At 64.4% G+C, this 14,542-nt stretch carries 11 protein-coding genes; 6 read left to right on the top strand and 5 right to left on the bottom strand.

Going from position 1 to position 14,542, the window contains the following annotated elements:
- Positions 1-82 precede the first annotated feature (82 nt).
- On the bottom strand, positions 83-1,036 hold the full coding sequence (locus JQ628_RS05170; RefSeq protein WP_212220264.1) for an AEC family transporter: 954 nt from the start codon (positions 1,034-1,036) through the stop codon (positions 83-85).
- 121 nt (positions 1,037-1,157) lie between these two features.
- Between JQ628_RS05170 and hspQ the strand changes: the two genes are divergently transcribed.
- Positions 1,158-1,490, top strand: coding sequence for a heat shock protein HspQ (gene hspQ / locus JQ628_RS05165; RefSeq protein WP_212220261.1), 333 nt, complete (start codon positions 1,158-1,160; stop codon positions 1,488-1,490).
- Positions 1,491-1,634: 144 nt separating this feature from the next.
- On the opposite strand, the gene JQ628_RS05160 is transcribed toward hspQ, so the two are convergent.
- Complete coding sequence (locus JQ628_RS05160) at positions 1,635-2,468, bottom strand: invasion associated locus B family protein (RefSeq protein WP_212220257.1); 834 nt, start codon at positions 2,466-2,468, stop codon at positions 1,635-1,637.
- 185 nt (positions 2,469-2,653) lie between these two features.
- On the opposite strand from JQ628_RS05160, the gene JQ628_RS05155 reads away from it, so the two are divergent.
- The 4 genes from JQ628_RS05155 (at position 2,654) to JQ628_RS05140 (ending at position 7,839) form a co-directional block, all read left to right on the top strand.
- On the top strand, positions 2,654-4,561 hold the full coding sequence (locus tag JQ628_RS05155) for an extracellular solute-binding protein (RefSeq protein WP_212220254.1): 1,908 nt from the start codon (positions 2,654-2,656) through the stop codon (positions 4,559-4,561).
- Positions 4,545-6,065: a class I adenylate-forming enzyme family protein gene (locus JQ628_RS05150; protein WP_212220251.1), complete on the top strand. Its 1,521-nt coding sequence runs from the start codon at positions 4,545-4,547 to the stop codon at positions 6,063-6,065. Before JQ628_RS05155 ends, JQ628_RS05150 begins: the two co-directional genes overlap by 17 nt.
- Before the next feature lie 82 nt (positions 6,066-6,147).
- Complete coding sequence (locus tag JQ628_RS05145; protein WP_212220248.1) at positions 6,148-7,374, top strand: GGDEF domain-containing protein; 1,227 nt, start codon at positions 6,148-6,150, stop codon at positions 7,372-7,374.
- Between the two features lie 66 nt (positions 7,375-7,440).
- On the top strand, positions 7,441-7,839 hold the full coding sequence (locus JQ628_RS05140) for a PRC-barrel domain-containing protein (RefSeq protein ID WP_212220245.1): 399 nt from the start codon (positions 7,441-7,443) through the stop codon (positions 7,837-7,839).
- A 54-nt stretch (positions 7,840-7,893) separates the two neighbouring features.
- Here JQ628_RS05140 and mfd read toward each other — a convergent pair whose 3' ends face one another.
- Together mfd and JQ628_RS05130 are read right to left on the bottom strand one after the other, a co-directional pair.
- The gene (gene mfd / locus JQ628_RS05135) at positions 7,894-11,412 is read right to left on the bottom strand and encodes a transcription-repair coupling factor (RefSeq protein ID WP_212220242.1); all 3,519 of its coding nucleotides are present in this window, start codon (positions 11,410-11,412) and stop codon (positions 7,894-7,896) included.
- Positions 11,409-11,699, bottom strand: a complete 291-nt coding sequence (locus tag JQ628_RS05130) for a succinate dehydrogenase assembly factor 2 (protein ID WP_212220239.1) — start codon at positions 11,697-11,699, stop codon at positions 11,409-11,411. The genes mfd and JQ628_RS05130 overlap by 4 nt, the downstream gene beginning before the upstream one ends.
- Positions 11,700-11,884: 185 nt before the next feature.
- Between JQ628_RS05130 and recG the strand changes: the two genes are divergently transcribed.
- Complete coding sequence (gene recG, locus JQ628_RS05125) at positions 11,885-13,993, top strand: ATP-dependent DNA helicase RecG (protein ID WP_212220236.1); 2,109 nt, start codon at positions 11,885-11,887, stop codon at positions 13,991-13,993.
- A gap of 134 nt (positions 13,994-14,127) precedes the next feature.
- Here the strand turns inward: recG and JQ628_RS05120 are convergent, their stop codons facing one another.
- On the bottom strand, positions 14,128-14,541 hold the full coding sequence (locus JQ628_RS05120; RefSeq protein WP_212220233.1) for an MAPEG family protein: 414 nt from the start codon (positions 14,539-14,541) through the stop codon (positions 14,128-14,130).
- Position 14,542: the final 1 nt, after the last annotated feature.

Here is a 14,542-nt window from a genome sequence, read left to right as displayed (position 1 = left end):
AGTGGGCACCGGTTTTCCGAAAAGATCATGCTCAAACAAAAAGATAGAGCGCGATGACGATTCGAAGAAAAGTCATCACGCTCTAGGGAAACACCAGCCTTCCGGACTGGATGAGCCACATCACGCTGGTCAGCGTGACGACGGATGCGAACGTCCCGATCAGGACCGCGACGGAAGCCGGCTCGATCCAGGTGTCGTTCTGGCGCGCCATCACGAACACATTCAGTGCCGGCGGCAGCGCGGCCATCAGCAGCGCGGTCGCCGCCCAGGGCTGCGCGAACGGCCCGAATGCCAGCATCAGGCCGAAGGCGATCAGCGGATGGATGAGCAGCTTTACGGCAATGACGCTCGGCACCTCCCATGGCACGCGATCGAACGAACGCAAGGCAACCGTGACGCCCAGTGCAAACAGCGCCGTCGGCGCGGCCGCGTTCTGGAGGAATTGCAGGGTATTGTTGAGGGCGACGGGAAACTGGATATGCAGCGCTGCGGCCAGCGCCCCGAGACAGGCCGACATGATCAGCGGGTTGAGCACGATCTGTTTTGCGGTCACCCCCAGCGCGTGCAGCAGCGAGGGATGGTCGCGGTCGGTCAGCTCGATCAGCAGCGGCACGATCGTGAACAGGAAAATGCTGTCGCAGCAGAAGATCAGGGCCGTCGGCGCGGCCGCCGTGTCGCCGAAAAGGGCCAGCGCCAGCCCCGGGCCCATATAGCCGATATTGCCATAGGCGCCCGCCAGCCCCGCGATGGTCGCCTCGCGCAACGACAATTTGCCGACCAGCTTGCCGACGATCAGGGCAAGCGCAAAGGCGAGCATCGTGCCGAGCGTGGTCGCGATCAGGAATGGCGGGTTGTTGAGCTCCGCAAACGGCGTGCGCGCCATGATCCCGAACAGCAATGCCGGCAGCGACACGTAGAGCAGGAAGAAATTCATCCAGGCGAGCCCGGCCTCGGGCAATCCCTTGATCCTGCCGCAGACATAACCGACCAGGATAAGGCCGAAATAGGGGATCGCGAGGTTAACGATATCGATCATCAGTAAGGCAGTTTTCTTCAGTATTTTCCGTTGCGTGCAGCCGACTCTGACAGCAGCGTCAAAGGTTAATTCGGATAAATGCCCCTAGCATCGGCCACAATGTTGGTCTATCTGCGAAGACATGATCAAAGCGCGTACCGCCAAATTCCAGATCGGCCAGATCGTCCGCCACCGGGTATTCTCGTTTCGTGGCGTGATCTTCGACATCGATCCCGAATTCAACAACACCGAGGAATGGTGGCTGTCGATCCCGGAAGAGGTCCGGCCGCACAAGGACCAGCCGTTCTATCACCTGCTCGCCGAGAATTCCGAAACCGAATACGTCGCCTATGTCTCCGAGCAGAATCTGCTGCCTGACGATTCCGGCGAGCCGATCCGCCATTCGCAGGTGGCCGAGATCTTTGTGAAGGACAAGTCGGGCAGCTATCGGCCACGCAATCCTTCGCTCAATTAACTATCGTCATTGCGAGGAGCGAAGCGACGAAGCGATCCATGCTTCATCATGCGGCTCTGGATTGCTTCGCTTCGCTCGCAATGACGGTTGAGACAAAATAAAGGCGCCCTGCTCGGGCGCCTTTTCGTTGCTGGACCATGCGGCTTATTTCGCCGCCGGATTGGCCGCCGGCGTTCCGGCGGGCGGATTGGCCTCGAGCTTTTTGCGGGCCTCTTCGGCGCGCTTCTGAAGCTCTTCCTGTAGCTTCTTCTGGTTTTCCTCGAACACCTTCGGATCGGTCGGCGGGCCGTCATAGGCTTTTGCGAATTCGCCGGCCAGCGGCAGCGGCAGCGTCAGCGGGGCGCCGTTGGAGTTGATCGCCTGCACGACGAGGTTTTGCCCCTTCTTCAGGTTGGCGATCATCTCGGGGGTCGCTTCGTAGTCCGACATACAGCCGTTGGCGAAGCAGATCACATAGCCGGCCTGCTGCGGCTGGTTGCTGTCGATGATGATCCGGGTGCCGTGCTGGAGCTGCATGCCGAGCGGCAGCGTCACGCGCAAAATCTTTTTCGGCTCGCCTTCCGGCTCGATGATGACGGCGGCGATTACGGGCTGGCCGGACTCGATGCGACCGTCCTTGCCGGTGAAGCAGACCTGCTTGGCGGCGGCGTCCTGGCCCTTGAGGCAGAACTTCGTCCAGGGCGCGTAGATCAACTGGATCTGCTGCTCCTGGGGCTGCTGCTGGCCAGCCGGAGCCTGGGCTTGGGCAGGTGCACCCGCGGCCGGAGCTTGGGCAGCAGGTGCCGGAGCCTTCGGCGCGGCCTTCGGAGGGGCCGCCTTCGGCGGCGCCTTGGGAGCAGCCGGCGCACCGGGAGCCGGAGCCGGCTGTTGAGCTTCCGCGTTGGAAATCAGGAGCGCCGCAGACAGGCTGGTCGCTGCCAACAAGGCGAAAACCCGCCCATGCGGCCGGATCGAACCGGCCAAGATACGGAAATTCATTGCGGAAAACCCTTTCTGAACCGGAGCACCCGACCCGCTGCGGGTACCGACGCCTGAGCCGCTTGGGGCGGCTGTCTCTTTGCCAATTGAGGCGGATGCGTGACAGGTTCCGCCGCCTAGATCAATTGCCCGCCTTCAATACAGCGGCGGACGAAAAGATCAATGCCGACAAGTATCTTTGACCGATGTCGCGGCTGCGCACCGATGCCTGTGGTAAAGCTTCGCGGGTGAAAATTTCCGAATCAAATCCGCACGCGGGAAAAGGCGTTTTGGGGGCGATCGGCGGCCGGCGTCTGGCCTGCGCCCTGCTCGCCTGCGGGCTCATATTCGGAAAGGGCGGCGGCCGCGCTGAAGCCACGGAAGCCCACGCCATCGCGATGCACGGCGCACCGGCGCTGCCGGCCGATTTCACCCACATGCCCTATGCCAATCCCGCGGCGCCCAAGGGCGGCCGCCTGGTCTGGGGCATTTTGGGAACCTTCGACAGCCTCAACCCGCTGATCGTGCGCGGCCTTGCCGTGCAGCAGATGCGGGGCTTTGTCATCGAAAGCCTGATGGCGCGCGGCAACGACGAAGCCTTCACGCTGTATGGCCTGATCGCCAAAACGGTCGAGACCGACGATACGCGAAGCTACGTCACCTTCCGCATCGATCCCCGCGCGCGCTTTTCGGACGGCAAGCCTGTTACCGCCGATGACGTGCTGTTCTCCTGGGCCCTGCTGCGCGACAAGGGCCGCCCCAACCACCGGCAGTACTATGCGAAAGTCGCAAAGGCCGAGGCGGTCGATCCGCTCACGGTTCGCTTCGATCTGGCGGGCGCCAACGATCGCGAACTGCCGTTGATCCTCGGGCTGATGCCGGTGTTGCCGCGCCACGCCGTCGACCCCGCGACCTTTGAGGAAACCAGCATGACGGGGCCGGTCGGATCGGGCCCGTATCGCGTCAGCGCGGTGAAGCCGGGCGCCAGCGTGACGCTCACCCGCAACCCCGACTATTGGGGCCGCGATCTCCCCGTTAATCGCGGCCTGTGGAATTTCGACGAGATCAGGCTCGATTTCTTCCGCGAGTCCAACGCCCAGTTCGAGGCGTTCAAGCGTGGGCTCTACGATTTTCGTGTCGAGCAGGAGCCGCTGCGCTGGCATGACGGCTACGATTTCCCGGCCGCCCGCAGCGGCGAAGTGATCCGCGACACCATCCGGCCGGGCGTGCCGCAGCCGTCGGAATTCCTCGTCTTCAACACCCGCCGTCCGGTATTTTCCGATATCCGCGTACGGAGGGCGCTAACACTGCTGTTCGATTTCGAATGGATCAACAAGAACTACTTCTTCGGTCTCTACGGCAGAACGGCGAGCTATTACGCCGGCTCGGAATTGTCGGCCTATGGAGTTAACGCCGACGCGCGCGAGCGCGAGCTGCTAAAGCCGTATCTGTCGACCATCGCGCCCGACATTCTCGACGGCAGCTATCGTCTGCCCGTCACTGACGGCTCGGGCCGCGACCGCGCCACGCTGCGCAGTGCGCTCGCGCTGTTGTCGGAGGCCGGCTACGAGCTCGACGGCGCGGTGCTGCGCAACCGCGCCACAAAAGCTCCCCTCACCTTCGAAATCCTGTGCACCACGCGCGATCAGGAGCGCATTGCGCTCGCCTATCAGCGCGACCTCAAGCGCGTCGGCATCGAGGCGAGCGTGCGCGCCGTCGATCCCGTCCAGTTCGACCAGCGCCGGCTCGGCTATGAGTTCGACATGCTGCAAAACCGCTGGGACCAGTCGCTCTCGCCCGGCAACGAGCAATCCTTCTATTGGGGCAGCGAAGCCGCCGACATCCCGGGCACCCGCAACTACATGGGCGCCAAGGACCCGGCCATCGACGCGATGATCGCGGCGATCCTGGAGGCGCGCGAGCGGCCGGCGTTCATTTCCGCGGTGCGGGCGCTGGACCGCGCTCTGATGTCGGGTTTCTACGGTATCCCGCTTTTTAACGTCGCCGAGCAATGGATCGCGCGGTGGAATCGGATAGAAAAGCCGTCGACCACCGCGTTGTCCGGATACCTGCCGGAAACCTGGTGGCACAAGGTGGATGCACAACCGAAGTGACGCCGTGACCTATTCCAACGCCTCGCCGACGTTAGACGTCCTGTTCCAGCGAATTCTGGCGCGGCAGCCCGACGCGCTGGCGCTGCTCGATCCCCTGAACAAGCCCCGCATCACCGGCCAGCCGCCCAAACGGCTGACCTATGCCCAGGCCGATCGCGCGATCTCGGCACTGGCGGCACATTTCATCGAGTCGGGCCTGCCGGCCAATTCCGTGATCGCGGTGCAGCTGCCGAACACGATCGAGTTCGCGCTCACCGTATTGGCCGCCCATCGCGCCGGCCTGATCGTGGCGGTGCTGCCGCTGCTATGGCGGCAGGCGGAGTTGACCGTCGCGCTCAACCGCACCGGGGCGCGCGCCGTCGTCACCTCCGGCCGCATCGATGGCGTCGTGCACGCCGACATCGCCATGAACGCGGCGGCGGAATGTTTTTCGATCCGCCATGTCTGCGGCTTCGGCGACGATTTGCCGGAAGGCATGGCCTCGCTCGACCGGGCGATCGCGGCGGAATCGCCGACACGGCGCACGGTGATCCAGGACGGCCGCAAGGCGGCTCTGGTCTCCTTCGACGTCACCTCGGACGGTTTTCGCGCGGTGCCGCGGACGCATCTGAGTGTGATCGCGGCCGGCCTTGCGGTCTCGCTCGAAAGCGACGTGCCGCAGGGTGCGACCATTATGTCCGCTTTCGCACCCTGCTCTTTTGCAGGCGTGGTGTCGTCGCTCACCATCTGGCTGCTGACCGGCGGCAGGCTGGCGTTCCATCACCCCTTCGATCACGAGGTGCTGGAGCGCGAGATCAACGAGTACGAATGCGACACACTGGTGGCGCCCGCGCAACTGGCGCTGCGGCTGGACGAGCTCGACCTTGCGCGGTTGCCGAAGCTGCGTAACGTGATCGGTCTCTGGCGCGCGCCCGAACAGGTGGCCTCCAGCGCGGCCTGGAGCGCGCAACAGGCGAGCCTCACCGATGTCTACCTGTTTGGCGAGGCCGGCCTGTTCGGCGCGCGGCGCGGCGCCGACGGTTCGGCAGCTCCCATCAAGCCGGGCCCGCACGGCGCCCCGCGCGAACTGCCCGGCTCTTCCATCGCCGGAGAAATTTTGCTGACGCCGCGCGGCACGCTTGGCCTGCGTGGGCCGATGGTGCCGGTTGCGGCCTACGCGCCGCCCCCGCCGCCGAACGATTCCATGATCGCTTCGCCGCCGCGCGATTATGTCGACACCGACTATTCCGCGCGCCTCGATCGCGCCACCGGCGCTGTCCACATCACGGCACCACCATCCGGCATCATGGCCGTCGGCGGCTACCGTTTCCTCGCGCAGGATTTGCAGGAATGGGCCAAGCGCCTCGGCCAGGGCGCCCTCCTCACCGCACTGCCGGACCGCATGAGCGGCTACCGGCTCGCCGGCCGCGCCCACGACAATGCCCGCGCCCGCGACGCGCTCTCAGAACTCGGCCTTAACCCCTTGATGGTGGAAGCCTTTCGTGATCGGGCCGGAGCGGCGTGAGGAAGCGGCCGCGAGATTGTTGACCTCGCATTAAGCCGGCAAACCTAGGATCGCTACCTCAATCCGGAGGTCGCGATATCTGATGTCCCAGCAAGGCCCGATCCTTATCGTTTCCACAGGCGGGCGCCCGTCATTCGCAGCGGCGCTGGATGAGACAAAACTGTTTCCGGTAATCGATGCCGGCTGGGCGGACGCCGTGCGAGCCGTCGAGCAATTGCGGCCTGGCGCGGTGCTCATTTCCTCCTTCGGCATCGACAAGTCTGCCTTCGCTGCGTTGGCCGCGCAGATCGCCGCGCGTGAGCCCTATCTGCCGCTGATCGTGATCGATCCCGAAGCGCGGCTGCCTGACAACGCCATTCCCTTCACCTACAGCGGCAATCATCCGGAACGCCTGTTTGCGCGTCTCTATTCCGCGCTGCGGGTGCGCTCCTTACATGCCACCGTGATGCGACGGCTCGATCCGCCGCGGCGCGCCGTAATGTCGGATATCGATCCCGCGCGCGATGCGACCGTCCTGTTGATCGGCCGCGGCGGCGCCTATCCTGCGCTGTCCGTCGCGCTCGGCGAGCGCATGGGCGTGGTCGGCGCGCTCAGTATCGAGGCCGCCGCAAAGCATCTCAACACCCGCGACATTGACGGGATCGTGCTCGGCGAAGGCTTTGCCCCGCGGGTGGTCGATGCCTTCCTCACCGTACTGTCGGAGGATGTGCGCTTCCGCAATTTGCCCGTCGTTGTGACAACGGGAAACGTTCAAGCCAGTTACGATCTTGCCAATCTCGAACTGATTGCCGGAGATCCCGCCCGCGTTGCCGCGTCGATCTTGCCGATGGTGCACCAGCACGCCTTCGAGGTGCATCTGAGCCGGATGCTGCGGTCGATCGATGCCAACGGCCTCGTGGATGCCCGCACGGGGCTTCTGACCCCGGCCGCCTTCGAGCGTGATTTCGCGACCGCCGTCTATCAGGCCCAGTCCGGCGGCAGCGGCCTGTCGGTGGCGCGCTTTGCCTTCGATCCCACCCATGCCCGCGCGCAGTTTGACGGCGCCCGCATCATCAGCCGCCTGATGCGCCAGAGCGATTTCGGCGCGGCCTGCAGCGACGGCTCGGTGATCGTCGTCTTTGCCGAAACGGATTTGCGCAATGCCCACATGATCGCCCGCCGCCTGTCCGCCGTGATGCGCCACACCCGCCATGGCAAGCGCGATACGCGCGCCGAGCCCCTCGTGACGGTCGCAACGCTGATGCCGCACGACTCCGCGAAATCGCTGCTCGCCCGGTTGGATGACGCCGCCCAACGGGCGGCCTCCTGAAGATTTCCTGAAGGAACAACCGCTCCCTCCTCGCATTGTCGTTTGGGCAATGCACTGGAGGAGAATATGAGGAAAATTGCACTGATCGCCGCTTCGCTCGCCGTCCTAGCGGCGCCCGCCGTGGCGCAGGACACCAAGACCACCACCGGCACGGCGCCGGCCGAAGCCAAATTCTCGACCGTCGGCAAGGACGAGATGTTCAGCTCCAAGCTGAAGGGCCTGAACGTCTATAACCAGAAGGACGAGAATGTCGGCGAGATCACCGACGTCGCGATCAAGAACAACCAGGTCGACGCGCTAATCCTGTCGGTCGGCGGCTTCCTCGGTATCGGCGAACGCTATGTCGCGGTATCGCCGCAGTCGGTGAGCATCCGCCACGACACCAAGAACGACAAGTGGGTGGCGTCGATGAACACCACCAAGGAAGCGCTGAAGCAGGCGCCGGAGTTCAAATATCCGAAGTAAGCAATCACATCGCGTAGAGCAGCCGTCGGCGGCAACGCCGGCGGCTGACTTGCGTTAGGCCGCCTTCTTGCTCTCGGCGAGATTGGCAAGCTGCCGCAAAATTTCCGTCGTACCCATCAGCCGTTCCTCGGGCGTCTCCCAGTCCTGGAAGAACACCACCTTCATGTCCGGCCGCACCTTGGCCGCCTGGCCGTGCTGACGGATGAACGCGACGAGGCGCTCCGGCTGCGCAAAACTGTTGTCGCGGAACGAGAGCACGGCGCCCTTCGGGCCGGCGTCGACCTTCTCGACATTGGCTCTCCGGCAATAAGCCTTGATCGCGGCCACCTTGAAGAGATAGCGCACCTCGTCCGGCAGCACGCCGAAGCGGTCGCGCATCTCGGCGGCAAAATTGTCGATCTCCTCGTCGGTATCGAGGTCGGCCAGCCGCCGGTACAGCGACAGCCGCACCGACAAGTCGTTGACGTAGTCCTCCGGGATCAGAACAGGCATGCCGATGGTGATCTGCGGCGACCAGCGGTCGGCGGCCGGCTCGGCAACGCCGGCCTTGAGATTGACGATCGCCTCTTCCAGCATCGATTGATAGAGCTCGAAGCCGACTTCCTTGATGTGGCCGGACTGTTCCTCGCCGAGCAGGTTGCCGGCGCCGCGGATGTCGAGGTCGTGTGAGGCAAGCTGGAAGCCCGCGCCGAGGTTTTCGAGGGATTGCAGCACCTTCAGCCGCCGCTCCGCCTGCGCCGTGATTTTTTGCTGCGCCGGCAAGGTGAACAGCGCATAGGCCCGCAGCTTGGAGCGGCCGACGCGGCCACGGAGCTGGTAGAGCTGCGCCAGGCCAAACATGTCGGCGCGATGCACGATCAGCGTATTGGCATTGGGAATGTCGAGGCCGGACTCGACGATCGTGGTCGACAGCAGGATGTCGTATTTGCCGTCGTAGAAGGCGGACATGATGTCCTCGATCACCGTCGGCGGCATCTGGCCGTGCGCGACCGCGACTTTCATCTCGGGCACGTTCTTGTCGAGAAAATCCTTGACGCTGGCGAGGTCCTCGATCCGCGGCACCACATAGAACGCCTGCCCGCCGCGATAGCGCTCGCGCAGCAGCGCCTCTCGGATCATCAGCGGATCATGCGGCGCCACGAAGGTGCGCACCGCCAGCCGATCGACCGGAGGCGAGGCAATGATCGAGAGTTCGCGCACGCCGGTTAACGCAAGTTGCAATGTGCGCGGAATCGGCGTCGCGCTCAGCGTCAGCACATGCACCTCGGCGCGAAGCTGCTTCAAGCGCTCCTTGTGGCTGACGCCGAAATGCTGCTCCTCGTCGACGATCAGCAGGCCGAGATCGCGGAACTTGATCGACTTGCCGAGCAGCGCGTGGGTGCCGACCACGATATCGACACTGCCGTCCGTCAGGCCCTTCTTGACTTGGTTGAGTTCCTTGGTCGGGATCAGCCGCGAAGCCTGCGCGACATTGACGGGGAAACCTCTGAAGCGTTCGGCGAAGGTCTTGCTGTGCTGACGCGCCAGCAGCGTCGTCGGCACGACGACAGCCACCTGCTTGCCGTCGAGCGCCACCGCGAATGCCGCGCGCAGCGCCACTTCGGTCTTGCCAAAGCCGACGTCACCGCAGATCAGCCGGTCCATCGGCCGGCCGACTTCCAGATCCTTCAAGGTCGAGGTGATGGCGCCTAGTTGATCCTCAGTTTCCTCATACGGGAAGCGCGCGCAGAACTCGTCATAGACATGCGGCTGCACCGGCATTTTCGGCGCTTCGTGGAGCATGCGCTCGGCCGCGATCTTGATCAGTTCGCCCGCGATCTCGCGAATGCGGTTCTTCAGTTTTGCCTTGCGCGCCTGCCAGCCGCTGCCGCCGAGCCGGTCCAGCTCGACATTGGCGTGATCGGAACCGTAGCGCGACAGCAGCTCGATGTTCTCGACCGGCAGGAACAGTTTTGTCTCGGCGGCATAGTGCAGCTCGAGACAGTCATGCGGCGCGCCCGATACTTCCAGCGTCTGTAGCCCGACAAACCGGCCGATGCCGTGCTCGACATGGACGACGAGGTCGCCCGACGACAGGCTTGTGACCTCCGAGATGAAATTGTCGAGCTTGCGGCTCGCCTTGCGCGGCCGCACCAGGCGGTCGCCCAAAATGTCCTGCTCGCTGATGACGGCGAATTCGTCGGTCTCGAAACCGGACTCCATGCCGAGCACGGCCAGCATGGTCTCGTTGCGCGGTGTTGCCTGCACCGTGCGCCAGGTGTTGACGCTGGTGACGTTGGCAAGCTTGTGGTCCGCCAGCATGCTGGCCATGCGGTCGCGCGAGCCTTCGCTCCACAGCGCAATCACCACTTTCTTGCGCTGAGCCAGCAGCGCGTGCACATGCGCCACGACGGATTCGAACACGTTGACCTTGGTGTCGGCACGTTCCGGCGTAAAATTGCGGCCCTGCCGCGCGCCGGCATCAAATACATCGGCAGTGCCTTCGGGCACGGCAAACGCCGTCAGCCGGGCAAGCGCCGCCTTGCCCAGTCGCTTCGTCCATTCGTCTTCGGTCAGATACAGCCGGTCCGGCGGCAGCGGCTTGTAGATCGCGCCGCCCCCGGGATGCTCCAGCGCCTCGCGGCGAGCTTCGTAATAGTCCGCGATCTGCTTGAATCGCTCGCGCGCAGCGTCTTCGCCCTGCGGCTCGATCGTAACGGGCGCACCGTCGAGATAGTCGAACAGCGTGTCCATCCGCTCGGAGAACAGCGGCAGCCAGTGCTCCATGCCGGGATGACGGCGCCCCTCGGTGACGGCTTCATAAAGCTGGTCGTCGCGCTCCGGGGCGCCGAAGGCCGCGACATAGCCCATGCGAAAGCGGCGGATGGTGTCGGTGGTTAGCTGGAATTCGGACACCGGCACCAGATCGAGCCCGCGCATGTCGAGCAGCGTGCGCTGGGTTTCCGCATCGAACGTGCGGATCGATTCCAGGGAATCGCCGAAGAAATCGAAGCGCACGGGCTGTTCGAGCCCGGCCGGAAACAGATCGAGGATGCCGCCACGCACGGCATATTCCCCGGGCTCGCGCACGGTGGAGGATCGGTTGTAGCCGTTGTGCTCCAGCCAGGCGACGATGGAATCCATCGGCACGACATTGCCCGGCGCGACCGACAGCGCCTGCGCGGCAACGCCATCGCGCGACGGCACGCGCTGCACGATGGCATTGACCGTCGTCAGCACGATCAGCGGCTTGTCGCTGCCGGTCAGCCGCGAAAGCTTTGCCAGCGTCGTCAGGCGCTGGGCCAGAATACCGCCATGCGGCGACACCCGGTCGTAGGGCTGGCAATCCCAGGCCGGAAACTGGAGCACCGCGATATCGGGCGCAAAGAATTCCAGCGCGCGGGCCAGTTGCTGCATGCGGGGGCCGTCGCGGCAGACCACGGCGAGGCTGACGGCCGGCTTCTTCGGCTGCGCGGCAATGGCGCGCGCCAGATCCGAAACAACCAGCCCTTCGGCGCCCTCGGCCACATTGGCAAAGGTCAGCGCGCGGCCGGGCGCCAGCATGGCGGCGGGAGATTTGGCAGAAAGCTTCATACGTCGTGATCCACAGCGCGAACCGTTTTGATGCGCTCGAACAGCGGCCCGGCATATTCTGATGGCAGCGCCTTGTCGCCGATCAGCGCGGCATAGAGATCGGGATCGGGCACCTCGAGCAGTTGCTCGAGCCTGTCCAGGTCGCCATCCCCGAGATTTGCGATTTCGGCGTCCGCAAAGCGGCCGAGGATGAGGTCCATCTCACGGGTGCCGCGGTGCCAGCAGCGAAACAAAAGCCGCTTGCGGCGGTCATCGAGGCCGTCGCTCGACCGTGTCGTTCCCGTCATTTCTCAAGTCCTGTCCGAACGCCAAAAGCCCGGACGTGCCGGGCGGGGTTGATATAGCCATCGGGATGACCGATGTCAGCCCTTTCTGTTTGCAGAACGGCCATCCACGTCCTGGCCACAAAAAAAGACGTGGATGCCCGGGACAAGCCCGGGCATGACGAGCGGAAACGGTCTTAGGTCTCGCAATGCGCCCCACCCTGCTCAATCCGCTGTTTGCGCCGGTCACGAGCCTTCCGGGCGTCGGGCCGAAGCAGGACAAGCTGCTGCGCTATCTGCTCGGCCGCGATGAGACGCCGCGGCTGGTCGACCTGCTGCTGCATCTTCCCGCCAGCGTAATCGACCGCCGGGCACGGCCGAAGATTCGCGAAGCATCGGCGGGAACCGTGGTGACGCTGGAGGTGACCGTCGACCGCCATCGTCCGCCGCCGCCGCGCAATTCGCGCGCGCCCTATCTCGTCTATGCCAGCGACGACACCGGCGACGTGGTGCTGACCTTCTTCCGCGCCAAACCCGGCTATGTCGAAAAGCTGCTGCCGGTCGGCGAGAAGCGTTTTGTTTCCGGCACGCTGCAATTCTACGACGGCATCCCGCAGATCGTGCATCCCGACCGCGTCGTCGATGAAGCGGGCTTTGCAAAACTCTCCGGCATCGATCCGGTCTATCCGCTGACGGAAGGGCTTGCGCTCGGTTCGCTCCGCCGCGCGATCATGCAGGCGCTGCAAAAGCTGCCGGCGCTGCCGGAATGGATCAGCCCGGAAGTGATCCGCCGCTGCAAATTCCCCGACATCACCGAAGCGCTGACCCGCGTCCATGTCCCGGTCGAGCTGACGGACATCCTCCCCGATGGCCCGTTCTGGTCGCGTCTGGCCTTCGACGAATTGCTCGCGGGTCAACTGGCTCTGGCCCTGATCCGCGCGCAGCTTCGCCGGCCGGCCGGCGACCGCAACGCCGGCGACGGCCATTTGCGCAAGAAGATCATCGACGCGCTGCCCTATGCGCTGACCGCTTCGCAGCGCTCGGCGGTGGCGGCGATCACCGACGATCTGAAGCAGCCGGTGCGGATGCTGCGGCTGCTTCAGGGCGACGTCGGCTCCGGCAAGACCGTGGTGGCGCTGCTTGCCGCGGCCGCGGTGGCCGAGGCCGGCAAGCAGGCGGCGCTGATGGCGCCGACCGAAATCCTGGCGCGCCAGCACATCAAGACCATCGCCCCGTTGGCCGAGCGCGCAGGCCTTCGCGTCGCGATCCTCACCGGCCGGGAAAAGGGCAAGGAACGCCGCGAGATCCTTGCCGAACTGGAAGCCGGCGAGATCGATCTGCTGGTAGGCACCCACGCGCTGATCCAGGACGACGTCGTGTTCAAGGCGCTGGCGCTGGCCGTGGTCGATGAACAACATCGCTTTGGCGTGCGCGAACGCCTCGCACTCACCAGCAAGGGCGAGGCCGTCGATGTGCTGGTACTGAGCGCCACGCCAATTCCGCGCACGCTGGTGCTGACATATTTCGGCGACATGGATGTCTCCGAGCTGCGCGAAAAGCCCGCCGGACGGCAGCCAATCGATACCCGCGCGGTGCCGCTCAGCCGGATCGAGGAAGTCGTCGATGCCGTCGGCCGCGCCCTCAAGGCCGGCAAGCGCGTCTACTGGATCTGCCCGCTGGTGGAGGAGTCCGAAGCCGAGGGCATCGAGCACCTCACCAATGCCACCAAGCGCTTCGAGAGCTTGCAAAAGCGCTTTGGCGATCAAGCCGGCCTCGTCCACGGCCAGATGAAGGGCACGGAAAAGGACCGCGTGATGGCGCAATTCGCCTCTGGCGAGATCGGCCTTCTGGTTGCGACCACCGTCGTCGAAGTCGGCGTCGACGTGCCCGCCGCCACCATCATGGTGATCGAGAACGCCGAACGCTTTGGCCTCGCGCAACTGCACCAGCTTCGCGGCCGCATCGGCCGCGGCTCGGAGGCCTCCACCTGCCTGCTGCTCTACAAGGAGCCGCTGAACGAAATGTCCACGGCGCGCCTCAAGGTGATCCGCGAAACCACGGACGGCTTTCGGATCGCCGAAGAGGATCTAAAACTGCGTGGCGAAGGCGACGTCCTCGGCATCCGCCAGAGCGGCCTGCCCGGCTACCGCATCGCGCGCTCCGACGTGCACGGCCAGCTCATCACGCAGGCCCGCGACGAGGCGCTGCGCATCATGAAGGAAAATCCGCGTCTGAAAGGCGAGCGCGGCGAAGCGTTGCGCTGCCTGCTGTATCTTTATGAGCGGGATGAGGCCGTGCCGTTGATCGGGGCGGGATGATGTTCGTCATCATTCCGGCGCGCGTCGGCCTTACCGCCGAAAGCGGACATCAGCGGCCGATGCGGATATGTCCGCGCGCGCTATGGGGCCAGAAGCGGAGATTATCGCCTTCGTTAGGGACACAATTGTTGTAACTAGTGGATGGCTGCAAGGCCGGTCATGGCAATGAGAATGACATTTACGAGCGCCCCCGAGACATAGAGAACAGTTCTGATGCTGCCGCCTTTGGCAGCGTTGCCGCCGCGCAAATATATCGCAACGTGGATCAAACGAATTGCGACATACACCCATACAAGCGTTGCAAGCGTGGCGGCGTTCACTCCCACCATCATGGCCAACACGGCGGGGACAACAAAAGGCGGGAGAGCCTCCACTGCGTTCATGTGGACGCGATCGATGCGGTACAGCAAGTTGTCGTCATCAAGTGGCAGGACAGGCCCCGAGAGTGCTCCGGCCCTACCTTTGGACGATCCTGAATAGACCGCCAGCAGAACCGACAGGAGGCAAAGGACAAGCACTCCGACAATGCTAAGCGAGTAGGCTGCCATA

Origin of the sequence: Bradyrhizobium lablabi (genome assembly GCF_018129385.1) — a bacterium.
Lineage (GTDB): Bacteria > Pseudomonadota > Alphaproteobacteria > Rhizobiales > Xanthobacteraceae > Bradyrhizobium > Bradyrhizobium lablabi_C.
This window is presented reverse-complemented; position numbering and strand designations above follow the sequence as displayed.